Below are 20,016 nucleotides of genomic sequence, written 5' to 3'. Positions count from 1 at the left end.
CGACTTTTCCTGTCATAAAACGGAAAAGAGGACACTGTTTCGACAGCGTCCTCTCCTGTTCATGTTATTATTACATTTGATTCAGATATTTATTTATCTCCGATCAGCCAGTTGTACATTTCCTCATACTGTTTTGCAGAATGACTCCATGAGAAATCAGCTGCCATGGCACGATCCACCATCTTGTTCCACTCACGTTTCTTATCATAGAAAATACGCTCGGCATTACGGATCGTAGCAAGCATTTCATGCGCATTGTAATTTGTGAAACTGAATCCTGTTCCTGTGCCTTCATATTCATTATATGGCTCTACAGTATCTTTCAGGCCGCCTGTCTCACGAACGATTGGAAGAGTACCGTATCTCAGGCTCATGAGCTGGCTCAATCCGCATGGTTCAAAAAGCGACGGCATCAGGAATGCATCTGACGCTGCATAAATTCTGTGTGAAAGCGGTTCATCATAATAGATCTGTGCAGATACCTTGCCATGATATTTCCAGTCAAAATGACGGAACATGTTTTCATATCTTTCTTCTCCTGTACCGAGAACTACGATCTGCACCGCATCCTGACACAGCTCATCCATTATGTATGCAATCAGATCAAATCCCTTCTGGTCTGTAAGACGGGATACGATTCCGATAAGCATAGCTTTCGGATCTTCATTGAGTCCAAGATCTCTCTGAAGCTGAGTCTTATTTTTGATTTTTTCCTTGCGGAAAGTAGTTGCATTATAGTTCTGTGTGATGCATTTGTCTGTCTCAGGATTAAACACATCATAATCAATACCGTTTACGATACCACGAAGATCATGGGAACGTGCACAGAGAAGTCCGTCCAGGCGTTCTCCATAGAACGGTGTTTTGATTTCTTCCGCATAAGTATTACTTACAGTAGTAACAGCATCTGCGAATACGATGCCGCCTTTCAGGAAGTTGGCATCTTTGTAGGCTTCCAGCTTGTCCGGTGCAAAATAATAATCGGAAAGTCCTGTAATATCCTGAACAGTCTTCACATCCCATACTCCCTGGAATTTCAGGTTATGGATTGTCATGATTGTCTTGATTCCCCAGAAAAATTCATTCTGCTGGAAAGAATCATGCAGATAAACAGGAACAAGACCTGTCTGCCAGTCATGGCAGTGAATAACGTCCGGACGGAATCCGATAACCGGAAGTACTGATAATACTGCCTTGGAAAAGAATGCAAATTTCTCAAGATCCCACGGAGCGCTGTCATATGGTTTCGGTCCGCTGAAATAGTATTCATTATCTATGAAATAAAAATGAATCCCCTCATATTCGAGATGCATGATTCCCACATAGCAGTTCTTATAACCCAGATCCATATAAAAATGAGTTATATATTCCATTTTGTCTTTCCATTCCTGTTTCATACAGGCATATTTCGGAAGTATGACACGAACATCAAAATACCGTTTATCAAAGCATTTCGGAAGTGCACCGGCTACGTCTGCAAGTCCGCCTGTCTTTATAAATGGTACTGCCTCTGATGTTGCGAATAAAATTCTTTTCATCGATAAATCTCCCCTTCCGTGTTGGTTCTTTTGTACATTATAACCTAAAAAGCACCTATTGCAAAGACTGTTTTTTATATTCCAGACGAATTTTATCTGCGATCAGTGCAATAAACTCTGAATTCGTCGGTTTTCCTTTTCCTGTACTGACGGTGTATCCAAAAAGAGCATCTATTGTATCCATCTTTCCTCTGCTCCATGCAACTTCTATTGCATGACGGATTGCTCTTTCCACACGGCTGGGTGTTGTCTGATGTTTCTTGGCGATTGTCGGATACAGAATTTTGGTGATGGAATTCAGCATTTCCATATCATTTACTGCAAGAATAATTGCGTCTCTCAGATACTGATATCCCTTTATATGAGCAGGTACGCCAATTTCATGTATGATATTCGTTACATCTGCCTCAAGATTATGTGTTCCATAAGATGCCGTTTCTTCTCTCGCAACCTGATGAACAGGTTCTCTCATCCTCCGCTCCGTCCCGCGCCTGCTGTGTTTGATTCTGTTGAGAAGTACCTGATTATCAAACGGTTTCAGCATATAATAATCTGCTCCCAGATTAAATGCATCTTCTGTTATCCGTTCCTGTCCAACAGCAGAAACTATGATAAAAGCAGGGTGTTTTCTGATATTATGGTCGTGACTGCATTTTTCCATTACTGTCAGACCATCCATCTTCGGCATAATAATATCCAGTACAACTACATCCGGTTCTTTTTCCCTGATGATATTGCATATTTCTTCTCCATTACGTGCTTTGCCAACCAGTGTCAGATCTTTATCTTCCTCTATCATACGGCCCAGAATTTCAACCATTTTTTCATTATCATCAGCAATAGCCACATTTAATTTTTCCATGAAGCCCGTCTCCTCCTCTAACCACCACATATGTATACAGTTACCGCATAATTACGACAGCAACTGTATGATGTTTGTTACTTTCCGATCCGTTCACAGTAACCAATGTTTCTTTATGCACAGGGCAATGGGCCCACAATGTTCGCCTCCGTACAACAGAAATATTATAGTGGATGGCCGCCTGCGAAATCAAGCCGAAACAGGGGATAATGGCTGATTTTCGTTCGTCCCGAATCGACGTTTAGCGACTTTCTTCTTCCGAAAAAAAGTTTATTTTCCTTTATTCTTCAACATTCTGCAGGCCTCTCTGCATTATCATTTTTTACTTTATCCCTCTTCATTCTCCAGCATTGTCTCTGCAAATATCCCATAACCGCCTGCGGCGTCCTGTACAAAAACATGTGTAACTGCGCCTGCGAATTTTCCATTCTGAATCACCGGGCTTCCGCTCATTCCCTGAATGATTCCTCCTGTAGCTTCCAGCAGAGCCGGATCAGTTATTTCTATTACAAAGCTCTTATTACTGTCTTCATGATTCATATCTATTTTTGTGATCTCGGCATCATATTCCTTTACTTCGCCTTCCACACAACACAACACAGATGCCGGTCCTGTCTCAAGTTCCTGCTTATAGGCAACCTGCATTTTTTTCAGATTGAATTTATCGCTGCTTCCGGTAAACTGACCGTAGATTCCTTTTTCACTGTTTTTCTTTATGAAGCCGGCTTTTTTCGTTGTTTCATACCGTATCAGTCCTGAAAGTTCACCCGGACTTCCGCTTATTCCTTTCTGAATTCCCAGTATTTCCGCCTGATACAGGGATCCACTGGCAATGTGCAGAAGACTTCCCGTATCCACATCACTGATTCCATGCCCAAGTGCTCCGAATCTGCCTTCTTCATCTACATATGTCAAAGTCCCAATTCCCTGTGTATTATCTCTGACCCAGATTCCAAGTCTGTAGTTTCCTGTGGCATCTTTTACCGGTTCAATGGTCAGTGGCACCTTTTCTCCGTTTCTCATAACTTCCAGAGTAATCTTCTGTCCGTCAGTCTCTCTCAGATCAGCCATAAGTTCTTTTTTTGTGCTGACAGTCTGACAGTTGAAGGCCACTATATAGTCTCCCGGTTTTGCAAGATTCTCTGAGGGACTTTCTTTCGTGCCTTTTTCCGAAAGAATCTCTCCTGTATCAATGACCAGCACCCCTTCTGTCTCCATATAAATTCCAACAGTATTTCCGCTGACATAAACACTTTTTTCATCTTCCGGGATCACTTTTATATCTTTAAACGGAACTACACCCAAAATTCTGCTGTGCAGAAGATAACTGCCATCACCGGAAACTGCTATGGATCTGTCAAAAGTCAGCAGTGGATGTTTCAGTAACTTCTGCACCTGTTCTTTCTGATTATCTGAAACATGTATTTCATCAGGAATCTTCCGATTCATATACCGATAACTTAAGGCTGCGATCAGTATCAGATCCAGACACAGAAACACTATCAGAAAGTACCGGTATTTTCTCTTTCTGTTCATTCTGCCACATCCTTTCCTTTGTAGTATGAAAGGAAATGCCCTCTTTCCAAACAGACATGCAGTCTGCTGTTCTGAACTTTTATTGAAAAATAAAAAGAGAGGATTTCCTGTTTGGTCGTCCTCTCTTATTATGCTTTATTTGCATTTATTTCAGTCTTGTATTTTTTTGTACCTGTGCCAATTCTTTCATTTCTTTTGCATTCTGGAACACTGCTTCCGTGATCTCAGCTCCACCGAGAAGTCTTGCCAGTTCTTTTATGGAATCCTCGCCTTCAAGCGGATGGATTTCCGTAATCGTTTCTGTCCCTTTCTGATGTTTTTCTATTTCAAAATGAGTATCTGCCATAGCAGCAATCTGCGGAAGATGCGTAATACAGAGCACCTGATGACATTTACCGATCACAGACATCTTTTCGGATACTTTCTGTGCTGTTCTGCCGCTGATTCCTGTATCAATCTCATCAAAGATCAGCGTTTCAATCTCATCTTTGTCAGCAAGGATTGCTTTAAGCGCAAGCATGATTCTGGAAAGTTCTCCACCTGATACGATCTTACCCAGAGGCTTCACTGATTCACCAGGGTTGGTTGAAATTTCATATTCAATCTGGTCTGCACCATTTGCCGTAAAATCTTTTGTTTCAGAAAAAGTAATACGGAACTTCACATCAAGGAAATTCAGGTCTTTCAGTCCGTGAATAATTTCTTCTGTCAGTGTCCTGCTGTATTCTTTCCTGATCTCAGTCAGTTTATTCGAGATTTCTTCCAGATTTCTGCGGCTTTTTTCAGTTTTTGCTTTTGCCTTCTGTAAAAATTCCTCATGTCTGTCAATTTTTTCCAGTTTTTCCTGCTGTGCCTTTCCATATGCCTGAATATCTTCTATTGTCTGTCCATATTTTGCCTTAAGTCCATTAATCTGATCCAGACGTTTCTCTGTCTCAAAAAAAGTTTCCTCATCAAAATTCAATTCTTCCACATAGGAAGAAAGCTCCCTGTTAAAATCATTCAGAAGAGAATCCACCTCTTGAAGCGTCTCAGCCATACTCTCCAGCTGAGAATCAAACTCTGTAACTTTTGAGAGTTCACGCACGGCTGTTCCCACAGAATCTCCTGCTCCCTGTGCCGAATCTGATCCAGTCAGTTCATGGACACTCTGTAGTGTACTGAGGATCTTTTTGCCATTGTCAAGCTTACGGTACAGATTCTCAAGATTTTCATCTTCTCCGGACATCAGTGCAGCAGTACTGATCTCATTGATCTCAAACTCGAGAAAAGCTCTTTCACGATTTCTCTGTTCTTCATCCACATCCAGTTTTTTCAGTTCACGAAGATCCTGCTGGTACTGCTCATATGCATCCCTGACTTTCTCTTTCAGCGGGAAGATCTTATCTTTGCCGTATGCGTCCAGAATTTCCAGCTGTTTTTCCTGATAGAGAAGTGACTGATGTTCATGCTGTCCGTGAATATCCAGAAGACAGGAGGCGGCCGCTTTCATCTGCGATACCGTACAGGTCTCTCCGTTTATTTTGCTGATGCTTCTGCCGTCCATTATTTTTCGGGTTAGAAGTACCTGTCCGTCTTCCGTTTCTATGCCAAGTTCTCTTAATTTTTCTTCTGCTTTCTGATTCTCGATCTGAAACAGCAGCTCCACGAGTGCGTACGATGCGCCTGCACGTATCATATCTCTGGCGATTCTGCCCCCCAGAATAAGCTGCATGGATCCCAGAAGAATGGATTTACCAGCACCGGTCTCACCTGTAAGAATATTCAGTCCCGGTCCGAATTCCACTTCAATATCCTGTATCAGCGCAAGATTTTTTACATGAAGATGAACTAACATAATTTCACTATTCCTTTCAGCCTGTCAGCCGCAAGCTTTGCCTGTTCCACATCCCTGGATACACACATTACCGTATCATCTCCTGCGATACAGCCCAGTATTTCTTTCCAGTTCAGTGCATCCAGTGCAGCTGCCACTCCCATTGCCATTCCAGGAACTGTACGTATTACGATCATATTCTGGCCAACATCTATAGATGTAAGAGCATCATGAAGTACTCTTGTATATTTATCCCCCAGCTCTGCAGTTGTTCCATTAAGGATTGCATAATGAGGTTTACCGTCTTTTCCGGCAACTTTCGTCATTTTAAGTGCACGGATATCCCTGGAAACCGTAGCCTGCGTTACTTTGAATCCTGCTTCATTCAGTCTGGCCGCAAGTTCTTCCTGCGTGTCAATATCGTGCTGCTGAATCAGTTCTATAATTTTTTCATGTCTTGCAACCTTCAAAATACTTCCTCCATTACCTGAATGTCTGTTACTGTTCACTCCGTTCACAGCAATTCCTAATTATTATGCATTTTCTGTCTGAGTACTTCTACGAAACTCAAATGGTTCAGTTTCAGTATTCTGCTACTGACAGATGCTCTCTGGATCACTATCCTGTCACCTGTCACCATAGGTATCACTGTATCTCCATCAAAAGATGCCAGACCTTTTTCTGTATCCTGGCGTCTGCCTTTACCAAGTTCTACAGTGATCACATCTTCAGCAGGAAAAATAATACTCCTGGTATTCAGTGTATGCGGTGCAATAGGTGTCATCAGAGTCATTGCCCCGTTTGGTGCCACAATAGGACCACCGCAGGACAGACTGTAACCTGTAGAGCCTGTTGGTGTAGAAATAATAATTCCGTCAGCATTATAGGAATTCAGGTAAACATCGTTTACATAATTTTTGAACCGTACAACTCTCAGAGGACCTTCCCTGCATATTACGATATCGTTAAGGGCAACGTCTCTGCCAATAATGGTATCCCCCCGCCATACAGTTCCTGTAAACATCATACGTTCTTCTATCTCATAATCATCTGCCATAATCTGATCCAGTGCCTGATAGACAGACATTCTGTCAACTTCAGCAAGAAATCCCAGTGTACCCAGATTGATTCCAAGCATTGGAATTTCTCTGTGCACCACGTCTCTGGCAGCCTGAAGAAGTGTTCCGTCTCCACCAAGTACCAGAAGACACTGGGTACCTTCTGGTATCAGATCCGGGTTTGTATAATGATAGGCGCCTTCTTTTTTGCGCTCAGCCAGCTGTACCTGACACTGCCTGCCGTGGTCTTTCAGATATTTTACTATTTCATTTGTAAATTCCTGATTTTTATCTTTTGCGCTGTTAGTGATAATATAAAACTTATCCATCCTGACCGCCTTCCCTAATCCAGCTGCTGGTGGGCTTCTTTTACCACCTGCTCAGGATCAGTCTCCAGACAGGAAGTCACAGCTGTTCCCTCCGGGCGTTTTTTCACATGAAGCAGATATTCAATATTTCCTTCCGGTCCCTTGATCGGAGAAAAAGAAAGATGATTCGGCTCAAGAGCAATACTCATGGCATAACTTATCACCTTCTCGATTACTTCCAGATGTACTGCCGGATCTCTTACAACGCCCTTCTTGCCAACTTTTTCTCTTCCTGCCTCAAACTGGGGCTTGATGAGACAGACAATTTCTCCATCTTCTGTCAGAAGGTTTCTCACAGGAAGAAGAACTTTTGTCAGAGAAATAAACGATACATCTATAGAAGAAAAATCTGCAGGTTCCTGAAGATTCTCAGGAAGCACATAACGTATATTGGTTTTTTCCATACAGACAACTCTTGGATCATTCCGAAGTCCCCAGTCCAGCTGTCCGTATCCCACATCTATGGAATAAACTTTTACAGCACCGTTCTGGAGCATACAGTCTGTAAATCCACCTGTAGAAGCGCCAACATCCATGCAGACTTTGCCATCAAGAGAAACTCCGAAATATTTCATTGCTTTTTCCAGTTTCAGACCACCTCTGCTTACATACGGAAGTGTATTTCCTCTTACTTCGATCCTGACAGTTTCCTGGAACATGGTTCCCGCCTTGTCTTCTTTCTGTCCGTCAACATAAACATCTCCGGCCATAATATATGCCTTTGCTTTTTCTCTGGAAGGTGCCAGCGCACGCTCCATCATTAATATATCCAGTCTTTTTTTCATTTCTGTTCCTCATACTCTTCTATTGCACTGAGAATATCCGGCGCAGAAAGTCCGATTTTTGCCCTGAGGCTGTCTACTTCCCCGTGCTCTACAAAACGGTTCCAGACAGCTATGGTCAGTACCCGCACTTCCGGATGGCATGCTTCCATGTAAGAAGACACATGCTCTCCAAATCCACCGTTTTTGACATTTTCTTCTACAGTGACAAACAGATCATGATCTGCTGCCAGTTCATCGAGCAATTCTGTATCCAGTGGTTTTGCAAATCTGACATTCACAAATGTAGGATCAGAACCTCTGTTTTTCATTTCTTTATATACCTGTTCACATACAGAAGTCATGCTTCCAAGTGAAAGTATCGCTGTTTTCCTGCCTCTGTAAAGCACTTCGCTTTTGCCATAATTTACAGGTGCATCAAATTCTTTCAAACTCTGACATACACTTCCTCTTGGATAGCGTATCGCACACGGTCCGTCAAAGTTCACAGCAAATTCAAGCATTCTTGAAAGTTCCCACTGGTTCTTCGGTGCCATCACTGTCATGTTCGGCATCATTGTCAGATAGGAAATATCAAAACAGCCCTGATGTGTTTCACCGTCAGCACCGACAAGCCCTGCCCTGTCTATTGCAAAAATCACATGAAGCTTCTGCATACAGACATCATGAAGCATCTGATCTACCGCACGCTGAAGGAAGGAAGAATAAATTGCCACCACAGGCACCATACCGCCCAGTGCAAGTCCGGCTGCAAAAGAAACTGCATGCTCTTCCGCAATTCCCACATCAAAAAGCCTGTCCGGGAATTTTGTCTCAAATTTCCTGAGACCTGTACCTTCTTTCATGGCAGCCGTAATACCTACAAGTTTCGGATTTGCTTTTCCAAGTTCTACCATTGTGTCTGCAAAAACATCCGTATATGTCGGACATTTTTTCACTGCAAGCTGTTTGCCCGTTTTTATATCAAAAGGACCTGTACCATGAAATCTGTCGGGATGTCTGCTCGCCGGTTCATATCCCCTGCCCTTTTCGGTAAGAACATGAACGATCACAGGTCCCTCCACCCTCTTTGCCTCATTAAAAAGTTTCATCATCTGACGCATGTTATGACCGTCCACAGGTCCCAGATAAGTCAGTCCCATATTCTCAAAAAGCATTCCGGGAATGATCAGCTGCTTAATACTGCTTTTTGTCTTTCGCATGGTATCAACCAGCGAAGTTCCTACTCTCGGGATTTTCTTGAGAGTTTTTGTTACCCCCAGTTTCATTCCTGTATAGACTTCAGCAGTACGAAGAGCGCTCAGATAGGAAGACATTCCACCTACGTTTTTGGATATTGACATATTGTTATCATTCAGAACAATGATAAAATTTGTTTCGAGTTCTGCCGCATTATTCAGAGCTTCATATGCCATTCCCCCAGTCAGCGCCCCGTCTCCGATCACAGAAACCACTGTATATTTCTGTCCCTGCAGATCTCTTGCCCTGACATAACCCAGGCCTGCGGAAATTGAATTGGAACTGTGTCCTGCATCAAAGAAATCACAGTCACTCTCACTTCTCTTCGGAAATCCGCTCATTCCGCCTTCTTTACGCAGATTTTTGAATCCGTCTTTTCTTCCGGTAAGGATCTTGTGTGTATATGCCTGATGGCCCACATCCCATATAATCTTGTCCTGTGGAAGTTCCAGCACATTATGAAGTGCCAGTGTCAGCTCCACGACCCCAAGATTGGATGCCAGATGTCCACCAGTATGACTGACTGATTCAATCAGGAACTGTCTGATTTCTTCCGCAAGCTGTGGAAAATCCGCTAAAGCTATTTTATGAATGTCATTTGGCTTATTGATTTTTTCCAACATCCTTCGTATCCTTCTTTCATTTCCTGCGGCTGGCCATTTCCAGGATCAGCATCTCCAGGAATTCATTTTTTTTGTTAAGTTCATTAAGAGAAGATAATGCACTTTCAGAAAATTTCTGTACCTTTTCTGCGGCCTTTTCCACTCCGAAAAGAGTCACATAAGTAACTTTGTTGTTTTTTTCATCACTGTGCACAGGCTTGCCCAGTTCTTCACTTGTACTCGTAATATCCAGAATGTCGTCCTGAATCTGGAATGCCAGCCCGATATCTGAAGCAGCTTTTTCAACCAGTGATGTTTCCTCCGGTGATGCCCCTGCAAGAACTGCACCGCACATCATGGAAGCCTCTATAAGTGCCGATGTTTTGTGTTTGTAAATATAATCCAGCATCTCTCTGCTGACAGGTTTGCCGTCATTTTCGACGTCCACACTCTGTCCCCCCAGCATACCATAAAGACCTGTTTTCCCGGACATGATCTTAAGTGCTTCTGCAACTCTTCCGTCTCCCGGATCCATGGCAAATGCCTGAAACATGGTTTCATAAGCATAATTCAAAAGGGCTACTCCACTCAGTACCCCCATTGCTTCTCCATACACTTTGTGTGTGGTAAGTCTTCCTCTTCTGTAATCGTCGTTGTCAATCACCGGAAGATCATCATGGATCAGTGAATGTGTATGAATCATTTCAATTCCTGCCATAAAAGGTTCTGCAACAGATTCCCGGCCTTCAAACAGGCGCAGAGTTTCCAGAAGCAATACAGGACGGAGTCTCTTGCCGCCTGCACACATACTGTAATTCATCGCTTCTGCCATTGATTTTGCAAATCCGGTTTCCTCCGGGAGCCAGCGACGTATTACTTCTTCTGCATATTCCGTTCTTACTTTTAATTCTTCTTTAAAATTCATGCAACGTCCCATCTTCGTCCATCTGGAGCATCTTTTTTTCTACGGTATCCAGCTTGCCGCTGCAAAACTTCAGAAGCTCCATTCCTTTTTTGTAGAAACGAAAGGAGTCCTCCAGGGAAGTACTGCTATCTTCCAGCTTTTCTGCCAGAGATTCCAGTTCCTGAAAAGCCTCCTCCAGTGTTTTTTCGTTTTTTGTATCCTGAATCTGTGTATCTGTCATATATTCCAATTTTCCTTCCTGCTGTTCACGACTTCAGCTTCTATCACACCATCTGTAACAGATATCTTAAGATATTCCCCTGGCTGTACCTGCGATATGCCTGTAACAGCCTTTCCCTCTGTGTTTTCAACAAAAGAATATCCCTGATTCAGTTTGTTCAGTGGCGACAGACCTTTGTATCTTTCAAGATACAGTCCCAGAGTATGACGACAGTCATTCAGTCTGTTCTGCATGGCACCTCTGATCTCATCTTCGAGATCCGCAAGTCTCTGGCGGTTTTCTTTCAGGCGGCTTTCCGGGCTCAGATATTCCATCTGAAGCTGGTATCGTCTCAGTTCCGCCCTCATAACATCAAGCCTGCCCTGCATTGACCTCTGAAAACGGTCTTTATACTCCTGACAGGTCTGAAGGATCTGTCTGTAATCATCAACTGCAAGTTCGGCAGCCGCAGATGGTGTCGGTGCGCGCATGTCTGCCACAAAATCAGCAATAGTAAAATCTGTTTCATGTCCTACTGCCGAAATTACCGGCGTCCTGCATTCAAAAACAGCTCTTGCAACTTTTTCTTCGTTGAAAGCCCACAGATCTTCTATAGATCCGCCGCCACGTCCGACAATAATTGTATCAACACCTGCCTCATCCAGCATACGGATTCCTCTGACAATGCTGTCCGAAGCACCTTCACCCTGTACCAGCGCCGGATACAGAATGATCTGAAGATATGGATTCCTTCTCAGGGAAATATTTCTGATATCCTGGACTGCTGCGCCTGTAGGTGCTGTTACAACGCCAAGCTTCCTGATAAATTTCGGAATCGGCTGTTTGTACTCTGCTGCAAACATCCCCATTTCTTCCAGTTCTTCTTTCAGCGCAAGAAAGCGCTCATACAAAGCACCCGCTCCCTCCAGAGAAATTTCTCTGGCATACAGCTGGTACCTTCCGTCGCGCTCATAGACATCTACAGATCCGCCGACAACAACTTTGTCCCCGTCTTTCATACGAAAGGCAAGTCCCCTGCGCTGTCCGGCAAACATAACACAGGAAAGAACTCCTGTTTCATCTTTCAGTGAAAAATAAACATGTCCGCTTGTATGATATTTACAATTGGAAACTTCACCCCTGACATAGACTTTCTGAAGCATAAAATCCTGGGTAAACATGTTTTTTACGTATCGGTTGACCTGTCCTACCGAATAGATGTTTTTCATTTCTGATCAGTACTCTCTTCTGATGTCTCTTTTGGAGACTTTTTGGATGATCTGATAATGATCCTGGCTTTGTGTGTCGGGCGGTGAGATTTCTTCGGTTCTTCGCCTGAATCTTTCTTTCCGCTGGCAATTTTGCCAAGAACACCGTTTACAAATGAACCTGAGTCTTCTCCGCCAAAAACTTTTGCCAGTTCAACAGCCTCGTTGATAGCAACTCCTGTAGGAACCTCTTCATCATATTTCATTTCGTATACGGACAGTCTCAGTGCTGTCAGATCTACACGGTTCATACGGCTTGTCTTCCAGCCACGGCTGAAATCGTTCAGTATCTGGTCGATTTCAGCCAGATGTTCCATAACATGTCTGTATTTCTGTTCAATTGTTTCTTTATCTTTTTCGTCCACTTCTCCCAGATTATCGAAATACACAGTAAGCTGATCCTGCATTTCTTTTTCTGTGTTAAACTGTGTCATAAAAAGCAGTTTAAAAACATGCTCTCTCTGTTCCCTTCTTCGCATAATTCCTCCTGAAATACAATCATTCCGCATTTCATGCTCTCATGATTGCTTTATAAAGAAAAAAGGAAAGGTTTACTTTCCTTTTTCGTTCTCCATATCAACACCGGCAATGCGGATATTTACATCTGCTACTTCCAGACCCGTCATATTTTCGATAGATGATTTTACTTTATCCTGAACTTTTCGGCTTACTTCCAGAACGTTCTTTCCGAATTCAATATTTAATGTAAGATCTACGGATACAACGCCCTCGAGTATAGTTACCTTGACACCTTTGGAAAGATTTTTTACTCCAAGTTTGCCAACCAGTTCATTTGTAATATTGCCGCCCATGGAAGCGACTCCTTCAACGTCTGTTGCTGCAAGTCCGGCAATCACAGTTACTACTTCATCTGCAATCTTTACTTCACCGATTCCGCCTACGTCCTGCAGTTTATATGTTGTTCTTTTTTCTGCCATTTCAATTCCTCCTAAGGATACCGAATGTTACTGTTCACTCCGTTCACAGCAATTACCAAAATTAATTTACTTATGGGTTTAGTATAACAAATTTATACATAAATTAAAAGCGTTTTTGTCACAGAATATTACCTGTGTACAGTTATCGTTACTGTTCACAGGCAATGTCCCGCGAGGTGTTTTGCCATGAATATGGCAAAATCCCGAGACATACGGGGCAAAATCCCATCACCGAAGGTGATTTGGAATGGATTTTGACCAAGTTGCTGTGAACGGAGTGAACAGTAACCAGTTATCAATAACATTTATTTACTGAATTCCGTCAGCACAAGATCCGGATTTCTGTCTTCTGTCATGCCCACACTCCATGCATTCACAAAGAGCAGCAGCGGATTTCCCTTAAGATCTGTAACCTTCTTCATATCTGAAGTACCTGTAATCTTCGCAACATCCACTTCTTCTTTATTTGCGATCCAGCGAATATGCTCATATGGAAGAGTTTCAAGACGGATCTCCACATTATATTCATTTTCCAGACGGTATTTCAATACGTCAAACTGAAGTACACCTACGACACCTACAATGATTTCTTCCATACCAGTGTTAAATTCCTGGAATATCTGGATAGCACCTTCCTGAGCAATCTGGTTGATACCTTTTACAAACTGTTTACGTTTCATTGTATCAATCTGACGCACCCTCGCAAAATGTTCCGGAGCAAATGTCGGGATTCCCTCAAATGCAAATTTTTTTCCAGGCGCACAGATAGTATCTCCGATGGAAAAAATACCCGGGTCAAATACACCGATGATATCTCCTGCAAAAGCCTCTTCAACCACGTGACGTGATTCCGCCATCATCTGCTGAGGCTGAAGAAGACGCATTTTTTTGTCTCCCTGTACATGGTACACTTCCTGGGACGCATCGAATTTACCGGAACAGATTCTCATAAATGCAATTCTGTCTCTGTGCGCTTTGTTCATATTTGCCTGGATCTTAAATACGAATGCTGAAAAATCATCAGACATCGGATCTATTTCACCCTGATCAGACATTCTCGGAAGCGGAGATGTTGTCATTTTCAGGAAATGTTCCAGAAATGTTTCCACACCAAAGTTAGTCAGTGCTGATCCAAAGAATACAGGTGTCATATTTCCCCTGCTTACCTGTTCCTGGTCGAAATCAACACTTGCACCATCCAGGAGTTCAATTTCCTCCATCAGCTGCTCTCTCTGATCCGGATCAACTATATCATTCAGACGTTCGTCATCAATATCGATTTCTTCGATAACACCTTCTTTTGTACCTTTCTGTGTATCAGAGAAAGTAAGTACCTTATGTGTATTTCTGTCATATACACCACGGAATTTTTTACCTGAGCCAATTGGCCAGTTGATCGGACAGGTTGCGATTCCCAGTTCTTTTTCTATTTCATCCAGAAGATCAAATGTATCATTTGCATCTCTGTCCATTTTGTTGATAAAAGTAAAAATAGGAATGTGACGCATAACACAGACTTTGAAAAGTTTTCTTGTCTGAGCTTCCACACCCTTGCTTCCGTCAATAACCATGACAGCAGAATCAGCAGCCATCAGTGTACGATAAGTATCCTCGGAGAAATCCTGATGTCCCGGTGTATCCAGAATATTGATACAGTATCCGTCATAATGAAACTGCAGCACAGATGAGGTAACAGAAATACCTCTCTCTTTTTCGATTTCCATCCAGTCTGACACTGCATGGCGGGCCGTTGCCTTTCCTTTAACACTTCCGGCCAGGTTAATGGCCCCTCCATACAGCAGAAACTTCTCTGTCAGAGTTGTCTTACCTGCATCCGGGTGAGAGATAATGGCAAAGGTTCTTCTTTTTTCTATTTCTTTCGCAAACTTAGACACGTTTGGCCTCCTGTTTATTATCATTCTTCCAATTTCTATACAACTTTTTATTCTAGTATACAGAACACCACACTGTCAAGAAATTTATCCCCGTATTTGGTCAATCATAAATTCCTTCTGTTTCTATCACTGGCTCTGTAGATGTTTCCTGTTCTTCACCTGTATCTGATGCAGTCCCGTCTGTTGACACTGCCGCACCGGTCTCCTCTTCCTGATAAGTTTCATCAGATGAACTTTCTTCTGATTCTCCCTCATTCTCTTCTGTCTGACTTAACGGAGTGATCACAATATTTGCAGGTGCGATCCCTGTTTTCCTTTTTATAATATCTTCAATCTGTGCGCGTTTCGCATCTTCCAGATCCGTATCCGGTACAACAACATCTGCTGTCTCTCCGGTCAGATTTACAATTACATTTTCAAATCCTTTTGCCTCCAGAAGCATCTCTGCTGCTGCTTCCTTTTCCGCAATATCTGTCATTTCCACCATAGTATTGACTGCCTGCTGTTTCTGTTCATCTCCGATATCTGTATTATTGATAATTTCCTGCAGATCTGCTTTGTTCTGTGAGCGTACCTGCTCTCTGGATAATTTTGCCTGTGCTGCAAAATCTGATGCTGCAGTAAGTACTGCTTCTCCCGGTGTACCGGCAGGCTCTGTTTCCTCCTCCGCAGCTGCACCGTTTTCTTCCTGAAGAGCTGTCTCGTCTGTCAGATCATATTCTACCTCATCCAGGATGCTACTGCTGTCAGTACTCGCCTCTTTATCTCTGAATCCAAGATTTACATCTGAAAAATTCAGATATCCTGCAACTGCAATAAGGATTGCCAGAGCGGTAATAATCACCTGATTTTTCTTTACAACTTTTTTCACTTTACACTCCTCATTTCATTTTCATAATTTTAATTTTATGAGCGTCTACCTGAAATAATGCCATTACTGCCTGCTGAATATTCTGAACTGTCACAGGATTATCAGCACCTTCTGCCGCTATCAGTACACCCGTGATCTCTGAATATGTAGAGCCGTAAATACCAGTGTCCTGCCCTGTCATAAGAATGACTTTTACTCTTCCCACTCCTTCTACATTTTCCAGAAGATTCTGAAGCCGCAGTTCCAGATCCGTCCCCGTCCCAGAACCTTCTGTTTCTTCAAATACATTTTCTGATAAAGCTGCCTTACTGTTTCCTCCTGAGGTCGGAAATGCGATCACTGCCAGAAGAATTCCCGTCAGAAGCAGCACTGCCCACTGTTGTTTTCCCATTCCTGTCAGCAATGATCTGACAGTTTTCTTTTCCGATTCCGAGTTTCTGCCAGAGTGCATTTTCCAGCCTCCCTTCCTGCTCCTCTGTTATCTTCTGCTGAAGGTATATCTCCGCTGACAGATTTTCTCCTTCTATATGTACGGCGGCATCTGCCTTTTTTATGCCTGTACTTTTTAATATTTCGAGAATAATTTTGCGAATTTCTTTTTCATATTCTTCATTAATATAAAATGACTGAAGATTTTTGTTTTCTTTTAGTTTCAGCCTGGTGATTTCAGCATTATACTCAGTCGAAAACTGCCGGATCATTTCACTGCTTTTTCCTGCCATTGTACACAGCATGATACATACCATATAGATCAGAAGAAGCCCCATAAAATTCCGTACATATCTTTCATATTTTCTGTCCGGCACCAACTGGATCACAGCAGTAAAAATAATATAAAATACAGCCAGATTTCTCACCCAGCTGCTGATCTCTTCTTTCATATTTTCCCCTGTCTTACCCTGAAAAGCCTGCCAGCAGCACAATAAAAGCAAGCATGCATAAAATTTCCGCAGTAAAAAGAATCCGCAGAAGCAGTGCACAGCCTTCTCCCATCGTACTGAAAGCGCCCACAAGCCGCCTGTCTGACACCGGCTGGGAAACAGCCGCCATAAGCCGGTATATCAGTGAAAGCATTCCATAATGAAGTACCGGGCCTGCACCCACGACAACAAAAACAACAAGAATTGCCACGCCCAGACAGTTGCGTACCAGAACTGCACTTGTCAACACCAGTTCCGTTACCATATTTACTGCATTTCCAACCGCCGGAATAGCCCCTGCTGCTTTTCCGAGGATTCCTCTTTTCATCGAATCCATCACTGGCGCTACCAGATTTCTCACCACCTGAAGGCCCACAGCCGCTCCCAGCAATGTTTTCAGTCCCCAGCTGACTGCCGTATTAAGAAGTTCTGCAAGCTTATCCAGCATGTCCTCTTTTGACAGATTGTTTACCAGTTCCAGAAGCACATAAAATCCTGCTCCCGGAAGCAGAACATTCAGAAGTATCCACTGGATCATCCACACCAGTATCAGTACTCCTTCATAGAAAACTGCCGCCGAAGCAGTCCCTGAAGCAGCCGACACTGCCATAAAATATGCAGGGGCAAGTCCCCTCATGAATTCTGTCATCCATGAGATAATCTTCTCCAGAGAAGCACTCATTTCTTTAAATGAATTCATAAGAAGTATAAAAACCATAAGGTAAACCACATAAAAACTGATTTCTCCAATCTGTCCATTGCCAAAAACTTCTGCACAATTTGCAAAAACAGCAGCCAGAAACATAAGCAAAATCAATTTCAGAAGAAGAGATTTTTCATTTTCCAGACCATTAAATAATACCGTCCGCAAGAATTTCTGAATGGTTTCGGCAGACAGTGCTTCTTTTCCATCTATCAGATCTGCTGCCATCTGTTTCAGTGAAAAACTATCTTCTCCCATCATCTCATTAAGCATTTTCTGTACTTCATCAAGTTCCAGGTCTTTCAGAATATTTTCTGCTGTCTCATTCCCTGTTACTTCCACTGCCGCCGGAACATTTTCACAGTTCCAGAGGATCTTTCCAGTCATACATAACAGCAAAAAACTCAGAAAAAATATAACTTTTTTCTTCATATAAGAAATTCCTGAATTGCAGACAGAAGTGCCATCAACACTGGCATGCTCAGCACAAACACAGATAATTTACAGAAAAGTTCTATCTGTGCAGCGGTTGCCTGCTGTCCCGCATCTTTGCATATTCCAGCCGAAAACTGCCCGACATATGTTATTGCAACCATTTTTATAAGAGTGGAAAAATACTCCTGGCTTACCGGCAGCATTTCCTTAAGCTGGCCTGCTGACTGAAAAAGATACTCAAGTTTTCCAACAGCCAGCTCAAGTATCATGATTCCCACTCCCATTGTTACAAAAAGTGAGTACTCTGATTTTATACCTTTAAGAAAAAAGCCAAGCACTACACCACTCATGCCAAGCAGAGAAATTTTTACAATATCCATCTTCCTGCCCCTTCTATAACACAAACAGTTTCTGAATACTTTCAAACAGCTGATAAATGTATGGCACGATCCAGAACAGGACGATCAGAAGTCCCGAAAGACTCACCAGAAATGCCTGCTCATCCCTCCCACTGTGTTTCAGTATCTGCGAAAGAACAGAAACCAGTATTCCGACTGCTGCTATTTTAAAAATTATACTGACTTCCACTCTCTTCCCTCCTGCTACCACAGCATAACTGCAAGTAAAAAGCCTCCCATAATTCCAAGGCTCTGACATATTTTTCTTTTTTCGGGTATTTTTTCATGAAGCTCATGGATATGCTGTTTCAGTTCTTCCTCATATAATTCCAGTTGGCGCAGCTGCATCTCTCTGTCCAGATATCCCAGTCTGCTGCCAAGAGAAATCATAAGCTGCACATCTTCTGCTGTAAAATGAAGCTGCCTTATTTCCGGACAGAATTTTCCACTCAGAAGAGCTTCCAGTGACATTCCTTCCACAGATTTCAGTTCTTCTGAAATCTTTTTTGACAGTTTTCCCCAGTTATTATCAAGCCTCATGGAAATTTCTCCAAAAGCTTCCGGCAGTGAACTGTTCCCACACCGTATCTCGCCTCTCAGATAAACTGTCAGCAAAAACAGCTGCCGGAGATTTTTTTCACGCAGCATATATTCTCTGCCGGCTGAATATCCCAGACCTGCACCGGAGATCATGATCAGCGCAAGCCCGATCGTTTTCAGCATCTCCTGCCCTCACCATCCAAGATTTCCCTGATTTCTCCGGCTCTGTGATTTTTCCCCAGTATTACATAGCGTTCAAAAACTTTCAGGTCTCCCAGTTTCTGAAATAATGGCTGTCTCAGAATATCTTCCAGTGAATTCCCATGTGCAGTCGCCAGAAGTTTGCATCCACAGTGGATCACATCTTCCACCGCCCGGAAATCCTCCTGTCGTCCGAGTTCATCTACTGCGACTACCGCCGGTGACATAGATCTCAAAAGCATTTTCATTCCTTCAGCTTTTGGACATCCATCCAAAACATCCGTTCTCATCCCAAGATCATTCTGCGGAATTCCCTGATAGCATCCGGCCAGCTCACTTCTCTCATCTACGACTCCAACTGTCTGTCCTTCAATCCCCTCTCTTCCATTACTGATCTGACGGATAATATCCCTGAGCAAAGTCGTTTTACCGCATCTTGGAGGTGATATGATCAGCGTATGGGCAATCCAGTTTTTTTTCTGAATATACGGCAGTACCTGATCCGCACAGCCTACAATCTGATGAGAAAGCCTAAGGTTCATACAGGAAATATATTTCATTCCCCGGATATTTTCGCCATCCAGAAGTACTTTTCCAGTCACTCCTACACGATGCCCACCCTGAATGCTGATATATCCCTGTTTCAGCTCATCTTCATACGCATAAAGCGAATAGCCGCTGATGTACTCCAGTGTTTCTTTCAGATCATGTGCAGTAACTATATAAGGTGTCCGTCCCCGTATTTTAAGGAAATGTTCTCCCTCTTCTCCGGTAAGAAACACCGGACGTCCTACCCTGAGACGTATCTCATACAGTTTATCGTAATCAATATCTGCATCTTTCAGAAGTTCCCGTATCCTTCCCACAAAAAGATTCTGCACATACGCTGCCTCTATCTCCCTCACCCCTCTTCACTGTTAAA

The 20,016-nt window shown here is 42.9% G+C and carries 22 protein-coding genes; all 22 read right to left on the bottom strand.

The genetic code is table 11. The annotated features are described in order from the left end of the window. Window positions 1–89 precede the first annotated feature (89 nt). Complete coding sequence (glgA, locus tag ACTNB8_RS01505) at window positions 90–1,538, bottom strand: glycogen synthase GlgA (protein ID WP_441051700.1); 1,449 nt, start codon at window positions 1,536–1,538, stop codon at window positions 90–92. A 55-nt stretch (window positions 1,539–1,593) separates the two neighbouring features. After that, window positions 1,594–2,400: a sporulation transcription factor Spo0A gene (gene spo0A, locus ACTNB8_RS01500; protein ID WP_441051698.1), complete on the bottom strand. Its 807-nt coding sequence runs from the start codon at window positions 2,398–2,400 to the stop codon at window positions 1,594–1,596. Between the two features lie 327 nt (window positions 2,401–2,727). Then, window positions 2,728–3,936, bottom strand: coding sequence for a SpoIVB peptidase (gene spoIVB, locus ACTNB8_RS01495; protein ID WP_441051697.1), 1,209 nt, complete (start codon window positions 3,934–3,936; stop codon window positions 2,728–2,730). A gap of 145 nt (window positions 3,937–4,081) precedes the next feature. After that, a complete protein-coding gene (recN, locus tag ACTNB8_RS01490) occupies window positions 4,082–5,773 on the bottom strand; it encodes a DNA repair protein RecN (protein WP_441051695.1) in 1,692 nt (563 codons plus the stop codon). Then, window positions 5,767–6,222 carry an arginine repressor gene (argR, locus tag ACTNB8_RS01485; RefSeq protein ID WP_441051694.1) on the bottom strand — a complete coding sequence of 152 codons (456 nt, stop codon included), beginning with the start codon at window positions 6,220–6,222 and terminating at the stop codon, window positions 5,767–5,769. The genes recN and argR overlap by 7 nt, the downstream gene beginning before the upstream one ends. A gap of 56 nt (window positions 6,223–6,278) precedes the next feature. Further along, a complete protein-coding gene (locus tag ACTNB8_RS01480; protein WP_441051692.1) occupies window positions 6,279–7,139 on the bottom strand; it encodes an NAD(+)/NADH kinase in 861 nt (286 codons plus the stop codon). Between the two features lie 14 nt (window positions 7,140–7,153). Further along, a complete protein-coding gene (locus ACTNB8_RS01475) occupies window positions 7,154–7,963 on the bottom strand; it encodes a TlyA family RNA methyltransferase (RefSeq protein WP_441051689.1) in 810 nt (269 codons plus the stop codon). Next, window positions 7,960–9,822, bottom strand: coding sequence for a 1-deoxy-D-xylulose-5-phosphate synthase (dxs, locus tag ACTNB8_RS01470; protein WP_441051687.1), 1,863 nt, complete (start codon window positions 9,820–9,822; stop codon window positions 7,960–7,962). Before dxs ends, ACTNB8_RS01475 begins: the two co-directional genes overlap by 4 nt. A 16-nt stretch (window positions 9,823–9,838) precedes the next feature. Continuing rightward, entirely contained in the window at window positions 9,839–10,726 is an 888-nt protein-coding gene (locus tag ACTNB8_RS01465) for a polyprenyl synthetase family protein (protein WP_441051686.1), read from the bottom strand. Next, a complete protein-coding gene (gene xseB / locus ACTNB8_RS01460) occupies window positions 10,716–10,946 on the bottom strand; it encodes an exodeoxyribonuclease VII small subunit (RefSeq protein ID WP_296157049.1) in 231 nt (76 codons plus the stop codon). Before xseB ends, ACTNB8_RS01465 begins: the two co-directional genes overlap by 11 nt. After that, window positions 10,943–12,154, bottom strand: coding sequence for an exodeoxyribonuclease VII large subunit (gene xseA / locus ACTNB8_RS01455; RefSeq protein ID WP_441051683.1), 1,212 nt, complete (start codon window positions 12,152–12,154; stop codon window positions 10,943–10,945). The genes xseB and xseA overlap by 4 nt, the downstream gene beginning before the upstream one ends. Then, window positions 12,151–12,672 (bottom strand): transcription antitermination factor NusB, encoded by a 522-nt coding sequence (gene nusB / locus ACTNB8_RS01450; protein WP_441051681.1) that lies wholly within the window; start codon window positions 12,670–12,672, stop codon window positions 12,151–12,153. Before nusB ends, xseA begins: the two co-directional genes overlap by 4 nt. A gap of 72 nt (window positions 12,673–12,744) precedes the next feature. Then, on the bottom strand, window positions 12,745–13,131 hold the full coding sequence (locus ACTNB8_RS01445) for an Asp23/Gls24 family envelope stress response protein (RefSeq protein ID WP_296157054.1): 387 nt from the start codon (window positions 13,129–13,131) through the stop codon (window positions 12,745–12,747). Window positions 13,132–13,436: 305 nt separating this feature from the next. After that, window positions 13,437–15,050 (bottom strand): peptide chain release factor 3, encoded by a 1,614-nt coding sequence (locus ACTNB8_RS01440; protein ID WP_441051679.1) that lies wholly within the window; start codon window positions 15,048–15,050, stop codon window positions 13,437–13,439. Between the two features lie 76 nt (window positions 15,051–15,126). Next, window positions 15,127–15,897 (bottom strand): SpoIIIAH-like family protein, encoded by a 771-nt coding sequence (locus tag ACTNB8_RS01435; RefSeq protein WP_441051677.1) that lies wholly within the window; start codon window positions 15,895–15,897, stop codon window positions 15,127–15,129. 10 nt (window positions 15,898–15,907) lie between these two features. Continuing rightward, a complete protein-coding gene (locus tag ACTNB8_RS01430; RefSeq protein ID WP_441051675.1) occupies window positions 15,908–16,288 on the bottom strand; it encodes a hypothetical protein in 381 nt (126 codons plus the stop codon). Continuing rightward, a complete protein-coding gene (locus tag ACTNB8_RS01425; RefSeq protein ID WP_441051673.1) occupies window positions 16,203–16,778 on the bottom strand; it encodes a stage III sporulation protein AF in 576 nt (191 codons plus the stop codon). The genes ACTNB8_RS01430 and ACTNB8_RS01425 overlap by 86 nt, the downstream gene beginning before the upstream one ends. 13 nt (window positions 16,779–16,791) lie before the next feature. Continuing rightward, complete coding sequence (locus ACTNB8_RS01420; RefSeq protein WP_441051671.1) at window positions 16,792–17,952, bottom strand: stage III sporulation protein AE; 1,161 nt, start codon at window positions 17,950–17,952, stop codon at window positions 16,792–16,794. Continuing rightward, window positions 17,949–18,335, bottom strand: coding sequence for a SpoIIIAC/SpoIIIAD family protein (locus tag ACTNB8_RS01415; RefSeq protein ID WP_441051669.1), 387 nt, complete (start codon window positions 18,333–18,335; stop codon window positions 17,949–17,951). The genes ACTNB8_RS01420 and ACTNB8_RS01415 overlap by 4 nt, the downstream gene beginning before the upstream one ends. A gap of 13 nt (window positions 18,336–18,348) precedes the next feature. Further along, window positions 18,349–18,543, bottom strand: coding sequence for a stage III sporulation protein AC (gene spoIIIAC, locus ACTNB8_RS01410; protein ID WP_296157065.1), 195 nt, complete (start codon window positions 18,541–18,543; stop codon window positions 18,349–18,351). 14 nt (window positions 18,544–18,557) lie between these two features. Beyond that, the gene (locus ACTNB8_RS01405; RefSeq protein WP_441051667.1) at window positions 18,558–19,076 is read right to left on the bottom strand and encodes a stage III sporulation protein AB; all 519 of its coding nucleotides are present in this window, start codon (window positions 19,074–19,076) and stop codon (window positions 18,558–18,560) included. Further along, window positions 19,070–19,975, bottom strand: coding sequence for a stage III sporulation protein AA (gene spoIIIAA, locus ACTNB8_RS01400; protein ID WP_441051665.1), 906 nt, complete (start codon window positions 19,973–19,975; stop codon window positions 19,070–19,072). The genes ACTNB8_RS01405 and spoIIIAA overlap by 7 nt, the downstream gene beginning before the upstream one ends. Window positions 19,976–20,016: the final 41 nt, after the last annotated feature.

The organism is Blautia sp. HCP28S3_G10, from assembly GCF_052065235.1.
Lineage (GTDB): Bacteria > Bacillota > Clostridia > Lachnospirales > Lachnospiraceae > Blautia_A.
This window is presented reverse-complemented; position numbering and strand designations above follow the sequence as displayed.